The following is a 15,904-nucleotide window of genomic DNA, read 5'->3' on the forward strand; positions in this document are numbered from 1 at the left end:
CAAAACGCCGCACGGCTCGCACGCATGAAGCGGCGCGAAGCGCAGATGCGCCGACGCCAGCGTCCCTCAGGCGGGCGAGATCGGCAGGCTGCGACCGGAGATGCTCCGGGTGCCGCGCAGCGACTCGGCGAGCGCGATGATCGCTGCTGCCGCCGGGTCAGCCGGTGCCTCGCGCACGACAGGCGCGCCCGCGTCGCCGCCCTCGCGCAGCGCGACCGACAGCGGGATGCGCGCCAGCAGCGGCACGTCCAACCGGCGCGCCGCCTCATCGCCGCCGCCGGAGCCGAACAGGTCGAGGATGCTGCCGTCGGGCTGGGGCAGCCCCGCCATGTTCTCGACCACACCGAGCACGCTCTGGCCCGTCTGCCGCGCGACCTCGGCGGCTCGCTCGGCGACGTCGGCCGCGGCCTTCTGCGGGGTCGTCACCACGAGCACCTCGGCGTGCGGCAGCAGCTGGCCGAGCGAGATCGCGACATCGCCGGTGCCCGGTGGCATGTCGATGAGCAGCACGTCGAGGTCGCCCCACCAGACGTCGGTGACGAACTGTGCGAGCGTGCGGTGCAGCATCGGGCCGCGCCAGGAGACGGAGCGGTTGCCGTCGACGAACATCCCGATCGACACCAGCCGCACGCCGTGCGCCTGCGGCGGCATCATCATGTCGCCGACCCTCGTGGGCTTCGCGTCGGTGCCCAGCAGTGCGGGGATCGAGTAGCCGTGCACGTCGGCATCGATGACGCCGACGGCCAGCCCGCGGGCGGCCAGCGCGACCGCGAGGTTGGCGGTGACGGTCGACTTGCCGACCCCGCCCTTGCCGCTCGCGACCGCGATGATGCGGGTGAGGGTGTCGGGGCCGAACTGCTGCGGCCGCGAGCCGCGCAGCCGCGCAACGAGGGCCTGGCGGGTCTCGGGGGCCATGACGCCGAGGTCGATCTCCACCCGCTCGACGCCGGGCACCGACGATGCTGCCTGCACCACATCCGCCTGGATGCGGTCGGCCGCGGGGCAGGCGGCCACCGTGAGCTCGAGGCGGATGCGCGCGATGCCGCCTTCGAGGGTGGCGGCGGGGATCATGTCGAGCTCGGTGAGCGGCCGACGGATCTCTGGGTCGATGACGGTCGCGAGCGCGCGCTGCAGCGCGGGGTCGATCGAGGTCACCATGGGTCGATCATCTCAGCGCGAGCGCCGACGCGCAGCCGTGCCCGTCGCCGCTGTCACCGAGCCGTGCGCTCGTCGCGGTCGCGGCGCTCGTCGAGGTCGTCGACGAACGACTTCAGCTCGGCGCGGATGAACTCGCGCGTCGCCATGTCGCGCATCGCCATCCGCAGGGCGACGACTTCGCGCGCCAGGTACTCGGTGTCGTTCAGGTTGCGCTCCGCGCGCAGACGGTCCTGCTCGATCTGCACGCGGTCACGGTCGTCCTGGCGGTTCTGGGCCAGCAGCAGCAGCGGCGCGGCGTAGGAGGCCTGCAAGCTGAGCACGAGGGTGAGCAGCGGGAAGCCCTGCGACTGCGGATCGAACTGCGCCGCGGGCGGCACGAGCGAGTTGTAGCCGAGCCAGAAGGTGCAGAAGATCGTCATCCCGATGAGGAATGCAGGGGTTCCCATGCCGCGCGCGAACGCCTCGGTGAAGCGGCCGAAGCGATCCTTCGACTCGGGCAGGCGGATGCGTCGGCGCTGCTCCTTCGGGCGCGAGAAGTCTTCGCTGCGCTCAGCCATGCGATGCCTCCTCCTGCGCTCGCCAGTCCTCGGGCAGGATGTGGTCGAGCACGTCGTCGATCGTGACCACGCCGACGAGCCGGCCGGCGGGGTCGACCACGGGCACCGAGACCAGGTTGTAGGCGGCGAGCTGCCGTGTGACCTCCGCCGCGGAATCGCTCGCGAGCACCGGCTCGATCTGCTCGTCGAGCAGCGTGCCGACGCGCTCGTTCGGCGGATACCGCAGCAGCTGCTGGAAGTGCACCATGCCGAGGAATCGGCCCGTCGGCGCCTCGTACGGCGGCAGCGTGACGCAGACGGCGGCCGCCAGCGCGGGTGCGACCTCGTGCCGGCGGATGAGCGCGAGCGCCTCGGCGACCGTCGAGTCGGAGGCGAGGATGATCGGCTCCGTGGTCATCAGGCCGCCGGCGGTGTCGGCGTCGAACGACAGCAGCATCCGCACGTCTTCGGCCTCATCCGGGTGCATGAGGCCCAGCAGCGTCTCGCCGCGCTCCGCCGTCATGTGGCCCAGCAGGTCGGCCGCGTCGTCGGGCTCCATCTGGTCGAGCACGTCGGCAACGCGCCCGTCCTCGAGCGAGGCCAGGATCTCGATCTGCCGATCCTCGTGCATCTCCTCGAGGATGTCGGCGAGGCGGTCGTCCGAGAGGTCCTCGGCGACCTCCAGCATGCGCTGCTGCGGCAGGTCGAGCATGGCCGATGCCGCATCGGCCGCGGGCAGCTCCTCGAGCGTGGCCAGCAGGTGCTCGGTGTCGTGCTCGGCGTCGCGCTCGTGGCGCACGTCGTTCCAGCGAGCAAGGCTGGTCGGCCCCTTGCCGAATGGGCCGACCTTGGGCTTGCGGAGGAAGAGCTCGAACACCTCCCACTCGCCGGGCCCCTGCTCGGCGATCGACAGATCCTCCAGCACTGCGCTGGAGCCGTTCTGCAGTGTGACCCTGCGGCCGAGGACGTCGGCGAGCAGCAGCCGCTCGCTGCCGCGCTGGCTGAAGCGACGATCGCTGATGGTCGAGGCGATGAGCTGGCCACCACCGATCGAGAGCACGCGACCGATCGAGAGGAAGACCCGCTGGCGGCCGCGATCCTCCACCACCAGTCCGACGACGCGGGGGGACGCATCCTGCCTCGGCACCGCGACGACGTCTCGCACCTTGCCGATGCGCTCGCCGGCGGGGTCGAACACGCCCGCGCCCGCGAGGCGCGCGACGAAGACCGTGGGTGCGCTCATGGCCACCAACGTACCGCGCGAGGCTGACGCCGATAGCGAACCGGGCCGCGCCTCGCGGGGTCGCGTGGAAGACTGGGCCGGTGAGCATGTTCCAGCGATCCATGGCTGGCGACCAGCATCTGCCGAACGGCGTGGTCGTCGCCTCCTACGAGACGTATGCGCAGGCGCAGGCTGCGGTCGCGAAGGTCTCGAGCTCCGACACCGAGCTCGCGGGCCTCGCCATCATCGGCAACGACCTGAAGCTCGTCGAGCGCATCGTCGGCCGACTCACCTGGGGCAAGGTCGCCATGCGCGGCGCGATCCGCGGCCTCGGCTTCGGTGCGTTCCTGGGCCTGATGTTCCTGGTGTTCGTGCCGGAGGCCATCACCTCGGTGCTGGTGTTCCCGCTGCTCGGCCTCGCATTCGGCATCCTGCTCGCGGTCGTGCAGCACGCGATCATCCGTCGCAAGCGCGACTTCGCGTCGACGCAGCAGGTGCTCGCGGCTCGGTACGACGTCGTGGCACCGCAGACGGTCGCCGGTCGTGCGATGCAGGTCATCGGCCAGCGCGAGGGCGCCGCCGTGCCGAGCGAAGCGCAGCTGCAGAGCGCGCCGCCGCCGCACGGGTCGCCGGAGCAGATGGAGCAGCCGACGGGCGCATCCGCAGACGGGCCGGGGGAGCGCACGGGTGCGTCGACGCCGGCGCCGGAGCGGCGCGAGCCGCCTCGCTCCTAGGTCGTCGAGGCGCGAGGGACACCGGCCTCGCGTCGAGCGCGCGCGATCAGCCTTGCGGTCAGCAGCGCGCGATCAGGAGATTGCGCCCGACCGCAGGGCAGCATCCGCCACCGCATCGCTGACGAGGTCGAGCAGGGGCGACTGGATGTTCCACCGCTGCCACCACAGCGGCACCGCGACCGCATCATCGGCCAGCACGACGAGCGAGCCGTCGGCCACGCCGCGCTCGAACTGACCGGGCAGCAGCATGCCCCAGCCGAGGCCCATCCGCACCGCCTGCGCGAACTCGGCGGACGCCGAGATGCGATGCCGGGGCGCGGCGGTGCGTGCGCCGTGCCGCTTCGCGAACCGCGCCTGCAGCGTGTCGTTCGCGTCGAAGTCCACGATGGGGGCGGTCTCGAGCGCAGCCCTGGTCAGCCCGTCCCCGAACCAGCGTGCCGCGAACGCACGCTCGGCGACCGGCACGTATCGCATGCTGCCGAGCGGTGACGCGATGCAGCCCGAGACTGGCTCGCGCTGCGCGGTGACCGCGGCCATGACGGTGCCGGCTCGCAGCAGCTGCGCCGTGCGCTCCTCGTCCTCGCGGTGCAGATCGAAGGTGGCGGGCGTCTGCGCGGTGACTGCGGTGAGCGCGGGCATGAACCACGTGACGAGCGAATCGGCATTCACCGCCAGCGGCACGCGCGGTGCTGTGGTCGGGCCTGCGGCGGCGCCGAGCGCGGTCAGCGCGTCATGCTCGAGCAGCGCGAGCTTGCGGGCGAGCTGCACGAGCGTCTCCCCGGCCTCCGTTGGGCGCACGGGCTTCGTGCGCTGCAGCACGATGCGGCCCGTGCGGTGCTCGATCGCCCGGAGGCGCTGGCTCACTGCTGAGGGCGTGATGCCCAGCGCGGATGCCGCGCGCTCGAGCGTGCCCGCGTCGACGACGGCGGCCAGGGTGCGCAGATAATCGAGCGGCAGTTCCATGCCGACCACACTAGATGCAGTTTGGCTTACGTTGGCGAAGAAACAATCGTTGGACTGCATCCGCTGGTTGTCCTAGCGTCGTGGTCATGGACCAGGGGATCGTCGCGCTGCTGTCGGGCTTCGCGCTGTGCCTCGGCCTGATCCTCTCGATCGGCGCGCAGAACGCCGTGGTGCTGCGGCAGGGACTGCGACGCGAGCACGTCGGCATCGTGGTGCTGGTCTGCGTGGTGAGCGACGCCATCCTGCAGTTCGTGGGGGTTGCCGGCGTCGCCACCCTCATCACGGCGCAGCCGTGGCTCGAGACGCTCGCGCGATGGGCGGGAGCCGCCTTCATCGTGGGCTTCGCGGCGCTCAGCATCCGACGCGCGATCCGCGGCGGCGGGTCGCTGGAGGCCGCACCGGACGAGCCGGCCGACCCGTTGCTGCACGAGGGAGCGGAGGGCGCTGGACGCGTCGCGTCGTGCGCAGACGCGGATGCGGCCAGTGGGGCTGCTACGCCGACCCGGGCGATCGCGACGGAGCGTGCCATGCCGACCACCGGCTTCACCACGAAGCGCAAGCGCGGCGGGCGGATGACCGTCTTCCTCACGATCCTCGCCGTCACCTGGCTCAACCCCCATGCGATCGTCGAGACCACGGTCGTGCTGGGCTCCGTCGCCGGCACCTACGGCGATGCCCGCTGGTGGTTCCTGGTAGGCGGGATCGCGGCGAGCACGGTCTGGTTCGTCGGGTTCGGCTACGGCGCCCGCTACCTCGCGCCGCTGCTGCGCACCGAGCGCGCCTGGCGCATCCTCGACGGCGGCATCGCGCTCGTGATGCTCATGATCGCGGTCATGCTCGTCACGGGCTGACGCGTCCGCGCGCCCATCCGCCCCCGCGCCCACCCGCTGCCGCGCCCACCCGCCACGGCAAGGCTGAGCGCCGCGTGTCGAGTTGTTGCAGCCGCGGGAGCGAGAAAGTGCAACAACCTGACACGCGTCGCCTGGATCGGCGGGGCGGGCGCGCGGCGCGCGTCAGCGCGCGCGGACCTCGCGCATCCACGTCTCGACCTCGTCGGCGGTGCGCGGGATCGCGGCCGAGAGGTTGACCGCGCCATCCGCGGTCACGAGGATGTCGTCCTCGATGCGGATGCCGATGCCGCGGAACTCGTCCGGCACCGTGAGGTCATCGGCCTGGAAGTAGAGGCCGGGCTCGATGGTGAAGACCATCCCCTCGCGCACGACGCCGTCGTGGTAGAAGTCACGGCGGGCCTGCGCGCAGTCGTGCACGTCGAGGCCCAGGTGGTGGCTGGTGCCGTGCACCATCCAGCGGCGGTGCAGCTGTTGGTCGGGCTCGAGCGAGACCTCCGCAGCGACCGGCAGCAGGCCCCACTCGGCGGTGCGACGCGCGATGACCTCCATGGCGGCGGCATGCACCTCCTTGAAGATGATGCCGGGCTTCACGATCGCGAAGGCGGCGTCGGCCGCCTCGAGGACGGCCTCGTAGATGCGGCGCTGCACCTCGCTGAACGAGCCGGAGATGGGCAGCGTTCGCGTGATGTCGGCCGTGTAGAGGCTGTCGACCTCGACGCCAGCGTCGAGCAGGATCACGTCGCCGTCGCGCACGGCGCCGTCGTTGCGGGTCCAGTGCAGGTAGCAGGCGTGGTGCCCGGATGCGGCAATGGTGTCGTAGCCGACGGCGTTGCCATCCAGGCGCGCGCGGCGGTGGAAGGCGCCCTCGACGACGCGCTCGCCGCGCTCGTGCTGCGAGGCGGTGTGCAGGTCGGCGATGACATCGTCGAAGCCGCGCGCGGTGGCATCGACCGCCGCCTGGATCTCGGCGACCTCGTGCTCGTCCTTCACGAGCCGCTGCTCGCTCAGGTCCCGCGCGAGCAGGTCGCCATCCGGGTTCGCCGTGGTCAGCTGCGACTCGACGGCGGGGTCGGCACCGGTCACGACCAGCACGTCGCCGGCGCCCGCGAGCGCGGCGCCGAGCTCGCTCAGGTCGGCGACCTCGAGGCCCAGATCGGCGGCGACGTGCGCGAGCGAGGGGCGCGGCCCGACCCAGAACTCGCCGATCGCCGGGTTGGCGTAGAACTCGGTGGTGCCGCGGCCGGCGGGTCCGCGGAAGTAGAGGGTCGCGCGGTGCTCGTCGGCACCCGCGACGGGCTCGAGCACGAGCACCGAGTCGGCCTCGGCATCCGATCCCCACCCGGTGAGGTAGGTGAAGTCGGGGTGGGCGCGGAAGGGGTAGTCGGTGTCGTTCGAGCGCACCTTGAGCCCGCCGGCGGGGATCACCAGCCGCACACCGGGGTGGAGGGCCGAGATGCGTGCGCGCCGCGCCGCCGCGAAGGCGGCTGCTGCGCGCGGCGACGGTGTCGTCTCATCGCGCTCGGCCCAACCCGACTGGATGTGCTCGGTGAAGGCCGACGACGTCGGTGTCGTCGAGCGGTTGGTGGTGGGCTGTGTCGTGGTGGAATCACTGCTCATGCCCCCAGTGTCCCACCGACTGGCCGGGGCGGGGGAGGGGCAGCGGGTCAGCGCTCCGGCGCGGCCGGGTTGAAGTCGGCGTAGACGGAGGTGAACACGCCGATCGTCTCCCCGTCCGGGTCTGGGCCGCGCTCCTTGAACTCGTTCATCAGCTCGAAGAGGCGCTGCTGGAACTCCTCGCGGTGCTCATCGTTGAGCTTCAGCCCCATCCAGGAGATGTCGATCATGTCGGGCGGCACGCCGTCGATCTGCTGCAGGAACGTCTCGAGCAGCACCGGGGAGATCTCCGGCACCCGAGTCGTCCAGGAGCGTCCTGTGGCACGGTAGGGCACCTCGCGCGCCCCGCCGGTGCCCGAGCGGTCGGGCTCTGCGGCGAGGAAGCCGGTCTGCACCAGCGTGCGCACATGGTGGAGCATCGTCCCGGGGTTGACGCCCAGCAGCTGCGCGAGCTCCTTGTTCGTACGCGCCTCGAACGCGCACAGTCGGAGCACGCGCAGCCGCAGCGGCGAGCTGAGGGCGCGTGCGCGCGCCTGCACGTCGGCATCACTCTCGGCCACTGCCTCACGGGGCTCCTGCACCATGCACACATGCTAGCGACATCGATTGACACTCCTCAATCGCACGCGCATACTGATCGACATGTCCCAATCACAGCCGCAGGCGACGCCACCGGGTGCGACGCCACCCGACGCGACGCCACCGGATGCGACGCCTTCGACGTCCGTGCGGGCCGGCGGTCCCTCCGCCGCGACGCCGGGGCGGGCGGGCGATGCCGGCAGGACCAGCTCGCTGTGGCGCGACGCGAACTTCCTCACGCTGTGGTCGGGCCAAGCGCTCGCGCAGGTCGGGTCGCAGGTGACCGAACTCGCGATCCCCGTGCTCGCGGTGCTGCTGCTCCAGGCCAGCGAGTTCGAGGTGGGGGTGCTGGGCGCCGCGGGTGTCGCCGCCTTCCTGGTCGTCGGGCTGCCGGCGGGTGCCTGGATCGACCGCTTGCGCAAGCGGCGCGTGATGATCTGGGCGGACGCGGTGCGTGCGGTCGCGCTGCTGGTGGTGCCGGTGCTCTGGTGGGCCGACGTGCTCGCAATGTGGCACCTGGTGCTCGTCGCGCTCGTCGTCGGCGTCGCGACCGTCTTCTTCGACGTGTCCTACCAGAGCCTCATCCCCTCGCTCGTGCGACCCAGCCAGATCGCTGAGGCCAACGGCAAGCTCGAGGCCACGGGGCAGCTGGCGAACATCGCCGGCCCCGCGGTCGGCGGATGGCTGATCGGCGCGATCATGGCGCCGCTCGCGATCGTCGCGACGGTCGCGACGTACCTCGCGTCCTTCGTGGCGCTCCTGCTGACGCGCGATCACGAGGTGCCGCGCGCCGCAGATGATCGTGCGCCGATCGGCCGCGAGATCGCGGAGGGCCTTCGCTGGGTGTTCGGCAACCCGCTGCTGCGGCGCATCGTCGGCACCACCGGCATCTCGAACTTCTTCAGCACGATGTCGTTCACGCTGCTGCCGATCTTCCTGCTGCGCGAGCTCGGCCTGAGCCCCGTGGAGATGGGGATCATCCTGTCGCTCGGCTCGGTCGGCGGGCTCGCTGGCGCAATCGCGACCCCGCACATCGTCCGTCGGCTCGGCGAGGCGCGAGCGATCCCGGTGAGCGCGATCGCGTTCGGGCTCGCTGCGCTCGTGCTGCCGCTGGCCGCTGCCGTGCCGACGATCGCGTTCCCACTCCTGGTCGCGCAGCTGTTCGTCGGCAGCTTCGCCGTGCTGGTCTACAACATCACGCAGGTGACGTTCCGTCAGCGCATCACGCCGACGCGCCTCCTCGGCCGCATGAACGCATCCGTGCGCTTCTGCGTCTGGGGCGTCATGCCGATCGCGGCGCTGCTCGCTGGCGGCCTGGGCACCTGGATTGGCGTGGTGCCGACGCTGTGGGCCGGGGCCGCGGGCCAGCTGCTGTCGACGCTGTGCGTGGTGATCGGTCCGTTCTGGCTGCTGCGGCGGCTGCCCGACGGCGGATCCTGACGCGTGGCTCGCTCAGCCGCCGGGCCTACCCTGGAGGGGTGGGGATCCTGAGCAGCGCGCGCGTCGCGCAGTGGCGTGCTGCCGCCGACGGGCTCGCAGACGCGGTGAGCGCCGCGCACACCGAGGGGGAGCACTCGGTGATCGTGCGTCGCTGGCCGCGCGCCGACGCGCCCTGCGCCGTCCTGGTGCACGGCATCGGCATGGGGCAGCAGTACTTCGGGCTGCTGCGAGCGGAGCTCACGCGCACGTTCGACGTCGTCACGCTCGACCTGCCAGGCTTCGGCACGTCCCCGGAGCCGTCGCAGTCGCTGTCGATGCCCGAGCTCTCCGACCTGGTGGCGAACGCGATCGAGGCGCACGCGAGCGTGCCCTGCGTCGCGGTCGGCCACTCGATGGGCAGCCAGGTGGTCGCCGAGCTCGCCGCGCGGCATCCGGAGCTCGTGCAGAGCGTGGTGCTGATCGCCCCAACGGTGAACGCGGCCGAGCGCACCGGCTGGCAGCAGGCGCTGCGCCTGGTGCAGGATCTGGCGAACGATCCACCGATCGTCGCCGCCATCGGCGCGCGCCTCTACCTCCGGACCGGGCCGCGCTGGTACCTGCGGAAGCTCCGGACGATGCTCGACCACGACATCCGCGCGGTGCTGCCGCGCATCCAGCAGCCCACGCTCGTGATCCGGGGCGACGAGGATCGCGTCGCCCCTGCCGACTGGGTGCGGCAGGTGGTCGCGGGCCTGCCGGATGGTCGCCTGCGGGTCGCGGAGGGCCGCGGGCACGAGGCCATGGTCACCGGCGCGGAGCCGGTCGCGTCGATGATCCAGGAGTTCGCCGGTGCCGATCACGCTGCGTGAGGTGCTCGTGTGGGCACGCGACTACCAGTTCGCGGCGCGGATGCACCTGAGGTCGACGCTCGACCCTCGGCCGCCGAGCGTGACCGGGATGCCCGGTGCCCGCGTGCACTGCATCATGATCCCCGGCGTCGTCGAGCGCTGGCACTTCATGGAGCCGCTCGGCAAGCGGCTCGTGCACGCGGGCCACGCGGTGCACTTCGTGCCGGAGCTGGGCAGGCACCTGATGCCGGTGCACGAGGCCGCAGTGCTCGTGCGGGTGGCAGTCGATCGCGTCGCAGCGGCCCACCCCCAGGCGCAGGTCGTGCTCGTCGGCCACTCCAAGGGCGGGCTGAGCGGCAAGCGGATGCTCGTGGATCGAGCGGGTGAGCCGCAGCTGCCGCAGCCGGCGGGACTCGTGGCGCTCGCTACGCCATTCGCCGGGTCGTCCCGCGCGAGGCTGATGCGGAATGCCGCGATCCGGGAGTTCGACCCCACGAACGAGTCTCTGCGCGCCCTCGCGGCGGAGCGGAGCGCCGACGCGCGCATCCGCGTCGTGCTGCCCGACATCGACCCGCACATCCCCGGCAACCTGATCCCGGAGGGCACGGCGGGCGTGCGGCTGCGCGCGAACGGGCACTTCCGGCCGCTCGCGACCGCCGAGGCGGCACGCGCGGTGCTCGCCGCCGTCGACGCGCTGACGCGCGCCCGCTGACGCGCGCCCGCTGACGCGCCTCTCCGCCCGAGTGGGCGGGGGCGAGTGGGCGCGGCGCGGCTCGCGGGTCAGCTGGTCTGGCGCAGGCGCACGACCACGGGGCGGTGGTCGGTGCCGGCATCGTCCAGGCCGGTGAGGACGCGCGCGGCGACCGGCGTCCAGTCGGGCGTGGCGACCACGTGGTCGATGGTCGTGCCGAGCCAGACCGGCGCCCAGGTCGGCCACGTGCCGACCGCGCCGGCGCCGACCGCGGTGGCGGCGTCGCGGCAGACGCCGAGGTCGCCGCCGTCGGCGCGGTGCTGCCACCAGTGATCCAGCGTCGAGTTGAAGTCGCCCGCCATGATGATCGAGTCGGAGCCGTCGCACAGGCCCGCGACGAACTCCAGGTCGGCCCGCCAGTTGCGCATCTGGCCGAGCACGGGTGCGACCGGGTGCGCGGCGACGAGCACCGGCCCCTCGCCGTCGTCGGGGCGCGCGACCACCGTCGGGAGCGTGCGGGTGCCGCCCACCTCGAGATCCGTCGTGTACTCGCCGAGCGCCGCGGAGATCAGCAGCGTCGTGTTCAGCGCGCCGTAGGAGGGGGAGTAGCCCGTCGTGTGCACCCAGAAGGGCTTGCCGGTCTCGCGGAGCAGCTCGGCGACCGCGACGCCCGTGGTGAGCGTCGTCTCGGGCAGCATCACCGCATCCGCACCGGTCTCGTCGACGATGCGCGCGATCTCGTCGACGCCGGGTTCGTCGCCGAGCGTGTTCCAGGTGAGCACGACGATGTCGCCGTCGACCCCCTCCGAGAGCGTCTGGCTCGCATCGACGCCGCGGGAGAGGTGGATGCCCGAGGAGACGAGCACGAACGCCAGCAGCAGCGACACCACCCCGAGCACGAAGGGCCGCACCCGTCGCCAGCCGACGAAGGCGAGGAAGAGCAGCAGCAGCACGATGGCGATGCCGACCACCCCGATGCGCATCGAGACCACCTGCGCCACGACCGGCGCCTGCTCGAGGCCGAACGCCTGCGGCCATGCGGCGACGGTCAAGCAGCCCGCGATGACGATGGCGAGCAGCCAGCCGAGGATCGCGAGCATGGTGCGAGCGTAGGCGATCGGCTGAGCGTCGTCGGGAGGGCGCGCGCGTAGGCTGGCGGCATGGAGCGACACCGGGCTGAGGGCGAGCCGACCGACGTCGACTGGAGCGCACTCGGCCCCGCCGACCTGCACACGCACTCGCGGGAATCCGATGGCATGGATGCGCCCGGAGCCGTCGTGCGCGCGGCCGCGGCAGCCGGGCTCGGCGTCATCGCGCTCACCGATCACGACACGGTCGCGGGGTGGGCGGAGGCGACGGATGCCGCTCGCGAGACCGGCGTCGCGCTGCTGCCGGGCGTCGAGTTCTCCTCCCAGATCGGCCCGGCGAGCGTGCACGTGCTCGGCTACCTGCTCGACCCCGAGGCGCCCGCGTTCATGGGGGAGCGCGAGCGCATCCGCACCGAGCGCATCACCCGTGCAGAGCGCATGGTGCACGCGATCGGCAGGGACTACCCGCTGCGCTGGGAGCACGTCGAGCAGCATTCCGCGCCGGGCGCGACGATCGGTCGCCCGCACATCGCCGACGCGCTCGTCACGCTCGGCATCGTCCCCGACCGGTCATCGGCCTTCGAGGGCATCCTGCACTGGCAGGGCGGCTACTACCAGCCGCATCGCGCACCCGCGCCGGAGGAGGCGATCGGCATCATCCGCGAGGCGGGCGGTGTCTCGGTGCTCGCGCACCCCGGCGGCAGGGGACGACCGGTGCTGCGGATGGGCGTGCTGGGCGACCTGGTGGACGCGGGCCTCGGCGGACTCGAGGTCTGGCACCGCGACAATGACGAGACCGACCGTCGACGGCTGCTGGCCGAGGCGGCGCAGCACGATCTGCTGGTCACCGGATCGAGCGACTACCACGGCACGGGCAAGCCCAACCGGCTCGGGGAGCACACGACGGATCCCGCCGTGGTCGCCGAGATCGTGCGGCGCGCCACGGGGTGGCCGCCGGTGCTGCCGCAGCGCTGACGATCCGCGGGACGCCGAGGCCGAAGCGCGGCGCTGAGAGCGCAAGGCTTCGGTGGCTGCGGCTGCACGCGAGGCTCGCGGCGCGGAATGCAGCACGGCCGCCCCGCAGCTGCGGAGCGGCCGTGCGCAGCGTCGCTGCGGGGAGGCGTCAGGCCTGCGGCGCCTGGGGCGCGTTCGCGCCGCCGCCACCGCCGCCCGAGCGACGGCGACGCCGACGCCGGGGAGCGGGGTTGCCGTCGTGGTGCTCGCTGCCGCCGCCGTCGTGCGTGCCGCGGCCCTCGACCGGCTGGGCGCTGGGCTGCTCGCCACCGGCATGCTGGTCGCGCGACGGTGCCCCATCGGCCTGCTGGCCCTCGCCACCGGAGCGACCGCGGCCGCTGCGGGTGCGCCGCCGCCGGCCATCGCCCTCGGCGCGCTCGGCACCGTCGCCGCTGCGACCGCTGCGCTCGCCGCTCTCGCTGCGACCGCCGCGCTCGCTGCGTCCGCCGCTCTCGCCGCGTCCGCCGCGCTCGCCGCCGCGGCCGCCGGGCGCGACGCCCTCGCGCTTGGCCTCCTTGTGGGGCGGGGTGGTCGTGAGACGACCCTTGACCCCCTCGGGGATGTTCAGGTCGGTGTAGAGGTGCGGGCTGGAGGAGTAGGTCTCCACCGGCTCGGGCCTGTTGAACTCGAGCGCGCGGTCGATGAGGGCCCACTTGTGCAGGTCATCCCAGTCGACGAAGGTGACGGCGATGCCGGTGCGGCCAGCGCGGCCCGTGCGGCCCACGCGGTGCAGGTACGCCTTCTCGTCCTCGGGGAGCGTGTGGTTGATCACATGCGTGATGTCGTCGACATCGATGCCGCGGGCGGCGACGTCGGTTGCGATCAGCACATCCTTCTTGCCGGCCTTGAATTGCGCCATGGCGCGCTCACGAGCCTCCTGGCTCATGTCGCCGTGCACGGCGGCGGCGTTGAAGCCGCGGTCGATGAGCTCCTCGGTGATGCGGGAGGCGGCGCGCTTCGTGCGCGTGAACACGACCGCCTTGCCGCGCCCATCGGCCTGCAGGATGCGCGAGATCACCTCGTCCTTGTCGAGCGCGTGCGCGCGGTAGACGATGTGCTCGATGTTCGCCTGCGCGATCGTCTCGTCGACGTTCGTGGCGCGGATGTGCAGCGGGCGCGACATGAAGCGCCGCGCGAGCCCGACGATGGCGTCCGGCATGGTGGCCGAGAACAGCATCGTGTGGCGCACGCCCGGCACCTTGGAGAAGAGCTTCTCGACGTCGGGCAGGAAGCCCAGGTCGAGCATGCGGTCGGCCTCGTCCAGCACCATCTCCTTGACGTTCGAGAGGTCGAGGATGCGCTGCTGCACGAGGTCGAGCAGGCGACCGGGGGTGCCGACCACGATCTGGGCACCGGCCTTCAGCTGGTCGATCTGGCCCTCGTAGGCCTTGCCGCCGTAGATCGAGACGACCGTGGTGGGCCGGTTGGAGGTGATGAGCTCCAGGTCTTCGGTCACCTGCACCGCGAGCTCGCGCGTGGGCACGACGATGAGCGCCTGCACACCCGGTGCGGGCGTCTCGCCCAGCCGCTGCGAGAGAGGAAGACCGAACGCGAAGGTCTTGCCGGTGCCGGTCTTGGCCTGGCCGATGATGTCCTGCCCCGAGAGCGCAAGCGGGATCGTCTGCTGCTGGATCGGGAAGGGCTCGAGGATGCCGCGGTCGGCGAGAGCCTGGACCATGTCGGCGTCGATGTTGAGGTCTTGGAAAGTCAAGGGAGTGTTCCGCCTGTTCGTATACTCCGGCAATCCTACCCGTGGGCGTGCGGGGGAACGTTCGGCGTCGCCCGTAGACTCCTGCACGTGGTGAAGTGGTTCGACCGGACGCCGCGCGACGTGACGCGCCAGCTGCTCCGACAGCACCGGATGCCGGTGGTCGGCGATCGCGTGCTGCTCTCGGACGTGCGCCCGGCGCTCGTGCCGTTCGTCGGCCAGGCGCTCGGACTCGAGCTCGAGCTGGTCGCGAAGGCCGGTCGCGTGCTCGAGCACGCGCCGACGCTCGCGGAGCGCAGCCAGCTCGCCGAGGTGGTTCGCGTGCACGCCAGCCGGGCAAACTCCCTCGCGCGCATCCTCGAGCGAGAGGGCGTCGAGGTCGAGGATGCCATGCGGCCCTTCGCCGAGTCGATCCATCAGTTCGCGCGAGCGACCGAGGGCGCCGACTGGTACGAGCAGCTGCTCGCGATCCACGTCGTCTCCGGGCTGCTCGGCGACTTCTTCATCGCGATCGCGCCGGGCCTGCCGGAGGGCGACCAGGACGCGATGCTGCGCGCACTGCGGGAGGAGAGCGCGCACCCGCTGCTCGTCGCGCTGCTGCACGGGGCGATCGAGGTGAATCCGAGGCTCTCCGACCGCATGGCGGTGTGGGGCCGACGGCTGGTCGGCGATGCGCTGCTGCAGATGTATCTCGCCGTCAACGGGCCCGACGAGACCGGTCGCGCCGTGCCGAGCCAGAAGCGGCTGGAGCCGGCCTTCAACGACATCGTCGCCTCGCACACCCGCCGCATGGACGAGCTGGGCCTGACGGCCTGAGGCTCAGGCCCGCTTGATCGCCTGCAGCTGGGCGAGGTACGTCGCGTCGGCAGCCGCGCGACGCCCAGGCAGCACTCGCGGGATCACCAGCGAGACGACGAGCGCCGCGACGAGGCTCGCCAGCCACAGCCAGCCGTTGTCGGCCGTGGCGCCGAGCGCCGCACCGATCGTCCAGACGATGCCGGTTGCGGCAGCGGCCGCCAGCGGGTGCAGGAACAGCCCCACCCACTGGCGCCCCGGCAGCAGGTAGCGCGCCAGCAGCCCGATGGTCGCGCCCATCACCATGGGCACGAGGATGAGGATGGGGAGCATCAGGCGACGAAGCCGATCTGCCGCGTCGACTCGCTGCCGATCTCGACGTACGCGATCCCGGCGCTGGGCACGATGTAGCGGCGCCCCTTCGCGTCGTCGAGCACGAGGTGACCCGAGTCGAGTGCTGCGAGCACGGCGTCCTCGACCTCCTTGGCGGCCTGCGCCGAGTCGAACGCGATCTCACGCGCAGAGTCCTTGATGCCGATGCGGATGTCCATGCTCCTGAGGATAGGCGATCCGCGCGGGCCGCTCCGCCGCTTCCGCGCCGGGCGAACGTCGGTGCGCGACGTTCGGACGACGGACGGCGGTGGGCCGCTCCGCGGTGTCGGCGGTCGTCGGTACCGTGGCGCT

17 protein-coding genes are annotated in these 15,904 nt (G+C 72.1%); 7 read left to right on the forward strand and 10 right to left on the reverse strand.

The features are described 5' to 3' along the window. Positions 1-66: 66 nt before the first annotated feature. The 3 genes from ACJJVL_RS07825 to ACJJVL_RS07835 are packed head-to-tail and all read right to left on the reverse strand — an operon-like array spanning position 67 to position 2,937. Positions 67-1,158 carry an Mrp/NBP35 family ATP-binding protein gene (locus ACJJVL_RS07825; RefSeq protein ID WP_405217961.1) on the reverse strand — a complete coding sequence of 364 codons (1,092 nt, stop codon included), beginning with the start codon at positions 1,156-1,158 and terminating at the stop codon, positions 67-69. Positions 1,159-1,211: 53 nt separating this feature from the next. Then, entirely contained in the window at positions 1,212-1,715 is a 504-nt protein-coding gene (locus tag ACJJVL_RS07830; protein WP_405217962.1) for a DUF1003 domain-containing protein, read from the reverse strand. Then, complete coding sequence (locus ACJJVL_RS07835; RefSeq protein WP_405217963.1) at positions 1,708-2,937, reverse strand: magnesium transporter MgtE N-terminal domain-containing protein; 1,230 nt, start codon at positions 2,935-2,937, stop codon at positions 1,708-1,710. Before ACJJVL_RS07835 ends, ACJJVL_RS07830 begins: the two co-directional genes overlap by 8 nt. A gap of 86 nt (positions 2,938-3,023) precedes the next feature. Here ACJJVL_RS07835 and ACJJVL_RS07840 point away from each other — a divergent pair, with 86 nt between their 5' ends. After that, positions 3,024-3,650, forward strand: coding sequence for a general stress protein (locus ACJJVL_RS07840; protein ID WP_405218012.1), 627 nt, complete (start codon positions 3,024-3,026; stop codon positions 3,648-3,650). 72 nt (positions 3,651-3,722) lie between these two features. On the opposite strand, the gene ACJJVL_RS07845 is transcribed toward ACJJVL_RS07840, so the two are convergent. Beyond that, entirely contained in the window at positions 3,723-4,613 is an 891-nt protein-coding gene (locus ACJJVL_RS07845; protein WP_405217964.1) for a LysR family transcriptional regulator ArgP, read from the reverse strand. Positions 4,614-4,699: 86 nt separating this feature from the next. On the opposite strand from ACJJVL_RS07845, the gene ACJJVL_RS07850 reads away from it, so the two are divergent. Next, positions 4,700-5,464: a LysE/ArgO family amino acid transporter gene (locus ACJJVL_RS07850; protein ID WP_405217966.1), complete on the forward strand. Its 765-nt coding sequence runs from the start codon at positions 4,700-4,702 to the stop codon at positions 5,462-5,464. Between the two features lie 162 nt (positions 5,465-5,626). Here the strand turns inward: ACJJVL_RS07850 and ACJJVL_RS07855 are convergent, their stop codons facing one another. Continuing rightward, positions 5,627-7,081: an aminopeptidase P family protein gene (locus ACJJVL_RS07855; RefSeq protein WP_405217968.1), complete on the reverse strand. Its 1,455-nt coding sequence runs from the start codon at positions 7,079-7,081 to the stop codon at positions 5,627-5,629. A gap of 47 nt (positions 7,082-7,128) precedes the next feature. Beyond that, on the reverse strand, positions 7,129-7,662 hold the full coding sequence (locus tag ACJJVL_RS07860; protein WP_405217969.1) for an ArsR/SmtB family transcription factor: 534 nt from the start codon (positions 7,660-7,662) through the stop codon (positions 7,129-7,131). A gap of 58 nt (positions 7,663-7,720) precedes the next feature. Between ACJJVL_RS07860 and ACJJVL_RS07865 the strand changes: the two genes are divergently transcribed. The 3 genes from ACJJVL_RS07865 to ACJJVL_RS07875 are packed head-to-tail and all read left to right on the forward strand — an operon-like array spanning position 7,721 to position 10,636. Beyond that, positions 7,721-9,097, forward strand: a complete 1,377-nt coding sequence (locus ACJJVL_RS07865; protein WP_405217971.1) for an MFS transporter — start codon at positions 7,721-7,723, stop codon at positions 9,095-9,097. 38 nt (positions 9,098-9,135) lie between these two features. After that, on the forward strand, positions 9,136-9,945 hold the full coding sequence (locus ACJJVL_RS07870) for an alpha/beta fold hydrolase (RefSeq protein WP_405217973.1): 810 nt from the start codon (positions 9,136-9,138) through the stop codon (positions 9,943-9,945). Further along, positions 9,926-10,636, forward strand: a complete 711-nt coding sequence (locus ACJJVL_RS07875; RefSeq protein ID WP_405217974.1) for an esterase/lipase family protein — start codon at positions 9,926-9,928, stop codon at positions 10,634-10,636. The genes ACJJVL_RS07870 and ACJJVL_RS07875 overlap by 20 nt, the downstream gene beginning before the upstream one ends. Before the next feature lie 68 nt (positions 10,637-10,704). Here the strand turns inward: ACJJVL_RS07875 and ACJJVL_RS07880 are convergent, their stop codons facing one another. After that, on the reverse strand, positions 10,705-11,715 hold the full coding sequence (locus ACJJVL_RS07880) for an endonuclease/exonuclease/phosphatase family protein (RefSeq protein WP_405217975.1): 1,011 nt from the start codon (positions 11,713-11,715) through the stop codon (positions 10,705-10,707). A 60-nt stretch (positions 11,716-11,775) separates the two neighbouring features. Here ACJJVL_RS07880 and ACJJVL_RS07885 point away from each other — a divergent pair, with 60 nt between their 5' ends. Further along, on the forward strand, positions 11,776-12,678 hold the full coding sequence (locus ACJJVL_RS07885; protein WP_405217976.1) for a PHP domain-containing protein: 903 nt from the start codon (positions 11,776-11,778) through the stop codon (positions 12,676-12,678). Between the two features lie 148 nt (positions 12,679-12,826). Here ACJJVL_RS07885 and ACJJVL_RS07890 read toward each other — a convergent pair whose 3' ends face one another. Further along, on the reverse strand, positions 12,827-14,428 hold the full coding sequence (locus ACJJVL_RS07890) for a DEAD/DEAH box helicase (RefSeq protein ID WP_405217977.1): 1,602 nt from the start codon (positions 14,426-14,428) through the stop codon (positions 12,827-12,829). A gap of 87 nt (positions 14,429-14,515) precedes the next feature. Here ACJJVL_RS07890 and ACJJVL_RS07895 point away from each other — a divergent pair, with 87 nt between their 5' ends. Further along, positions 14,516-15,241 carry a ferritin-like fold-containing protein gene (locus ACJJVL_RS07895; RefSeq protein WP_405217979.1) on the forward strand — a complete coding sequence of 242 codons (726 nt, stop codon included), beginning with the start codon at positions 14,516-14,518 and terminating at the stop codon, positions 15,239-15,241. Positions 15,242-15,244: 3 nt separating this feature from the next. Here ACJJVL_RS07895 and ACJJVL_RS07900 read toward each other — a convergent pair whose 3' ends face one another. Continuing rightward, a complete protein-coding gene (locus ACJJVL_RS07900; RefSeq protein ID WP_405217981.1) occupies positions 15,245-15,553 on the reverse strand; it encodes a hypothetical protein in 309 nt (102 codons plus the stop codon). Beyond that, a complete protein-coding gene (locus ACJJVL_RS07905) occupies positions 15,553-15,771 on the reverse strand; it encodes a DUF3107 domain-containing protein (protein ID WP_405217982.1) in 219 nt (72 codons plus the stop codon). Before ACJJVL_RS07905 ends, ACJJVL_RS07900 begins: the two co-directional genes overlap by 1 nt. Between the last annotated feature and the right edge of the window lie 133 nt (positions 15,772-15,904).

This window comes from Agrococcus sp. Ld7, from assembly GCF_045064095.1.
In the GTDB taxonomy this organism is placed as follows: domain Bacteria; phylum Actinomycetota; class Actinomycetes; order Actinomycetales; family Microbacteriaceae; genus Agrococcus.

Excerpts from the sequence above, each read along its gene's own strand:
- ACJJVL_RS07850 (WP_405217966.1), top strand. The coding sequence starts at position 4,700 with ATGGACCAGGGGATCGTCGCGCTGCTGTCGGGCTTCGCGCTGTGCCTC.
- ACJJVL_RS07845 (WP_405217964.1), bottom strand. The coding sequence starts at position 4,613 with ATGGAACTGCCGCTCGATTATCTGCGCACCCTGGCCGCCGTCGTCGAC.
- ACJJVL_RS07885 (WP_405217976.1), top strand. The coding sequence starts at position 11,776 with ATGGAGCGACACCGGGCTGAGGGCGAGCCGACCGACGTCGACTGGAGC.
- ACJJVL_RS07905 (WP_405217982.1), bottom strand. The coding sequence starts at position 15,771 with ATGGACATCCGCATCGGCATCAAGGACTCTGCGCGTGAGATCGCGTTC.
- ACJJVL_RS07825 (WP_405217961.1), bottom strand. The coding sequence starts at position 1,158 with ATGGTGACCTCGATCGACCCCGCGCTGCAGCGCGCGCTCGCGACCGTC.
- ACJJVL_RS07830 (WP_405217962.1), bottom strand. The coding sequence starts at position 1,715 with ATGGCTGAGCGCAGCGAAGACTTCTCGCGCCCGAAGGAGCAGCGCCGA.
- ACJJVL_RS07880 (WP_405217975.1), bottom strand. The coding sequence starts at position 11,715 with ATGCTCGCGATCCTCGGCTGGCTGCTCGCCATCGTCATCGCGGGCTGC.
- ACJJVL_RS07865 (WP_405217971.1), top strand. The coding sequence starts at position 7,721 with ATGTCCCAATCACAGCCGCAGGCGACGCCACCGGGTGCGACGCCACCC.
- ACJJVL_RS07900 (WP_405217981.1), bottom strand. The coding sequence starts at position 15,553 with ATGCTCCCCATCCTCATCCTCGTGCCCATGGTGATGGGCGCGACCATC.
- ACJJVL_RS07840 (WP_405218012.1), top strand. The coding sequence starts at position 3,024 with ATGTTCCAGCGATCCATGGCTGGCGACCAGCATCTGCCGAACGGCGTG.
- ACJJVL_RS07855 (WP_405217968.1), bottom strand. The coding sequence starts at position 7,081 with ATGAGCAGTGATTCCACCACGACACAGCCCACCACCAACCGCTCGACG.
- ACJJVL_RS07835 (WP_405217963.1), bottom strand. The coding sequence starts at position 2,937 with ATGAGCGCACCCACGGTCTTCGTCGCGCGCCTCGCGGGCGCGGGCGTG.
- ACJJVL_RS07860 (WP_405217969.1), bottom strand. The coding sequence starts at position 7,662 with ATGGTGCAGGAGCCCCGTGAGGCAGTGGCCGAGAGTGATGCCGACGTG.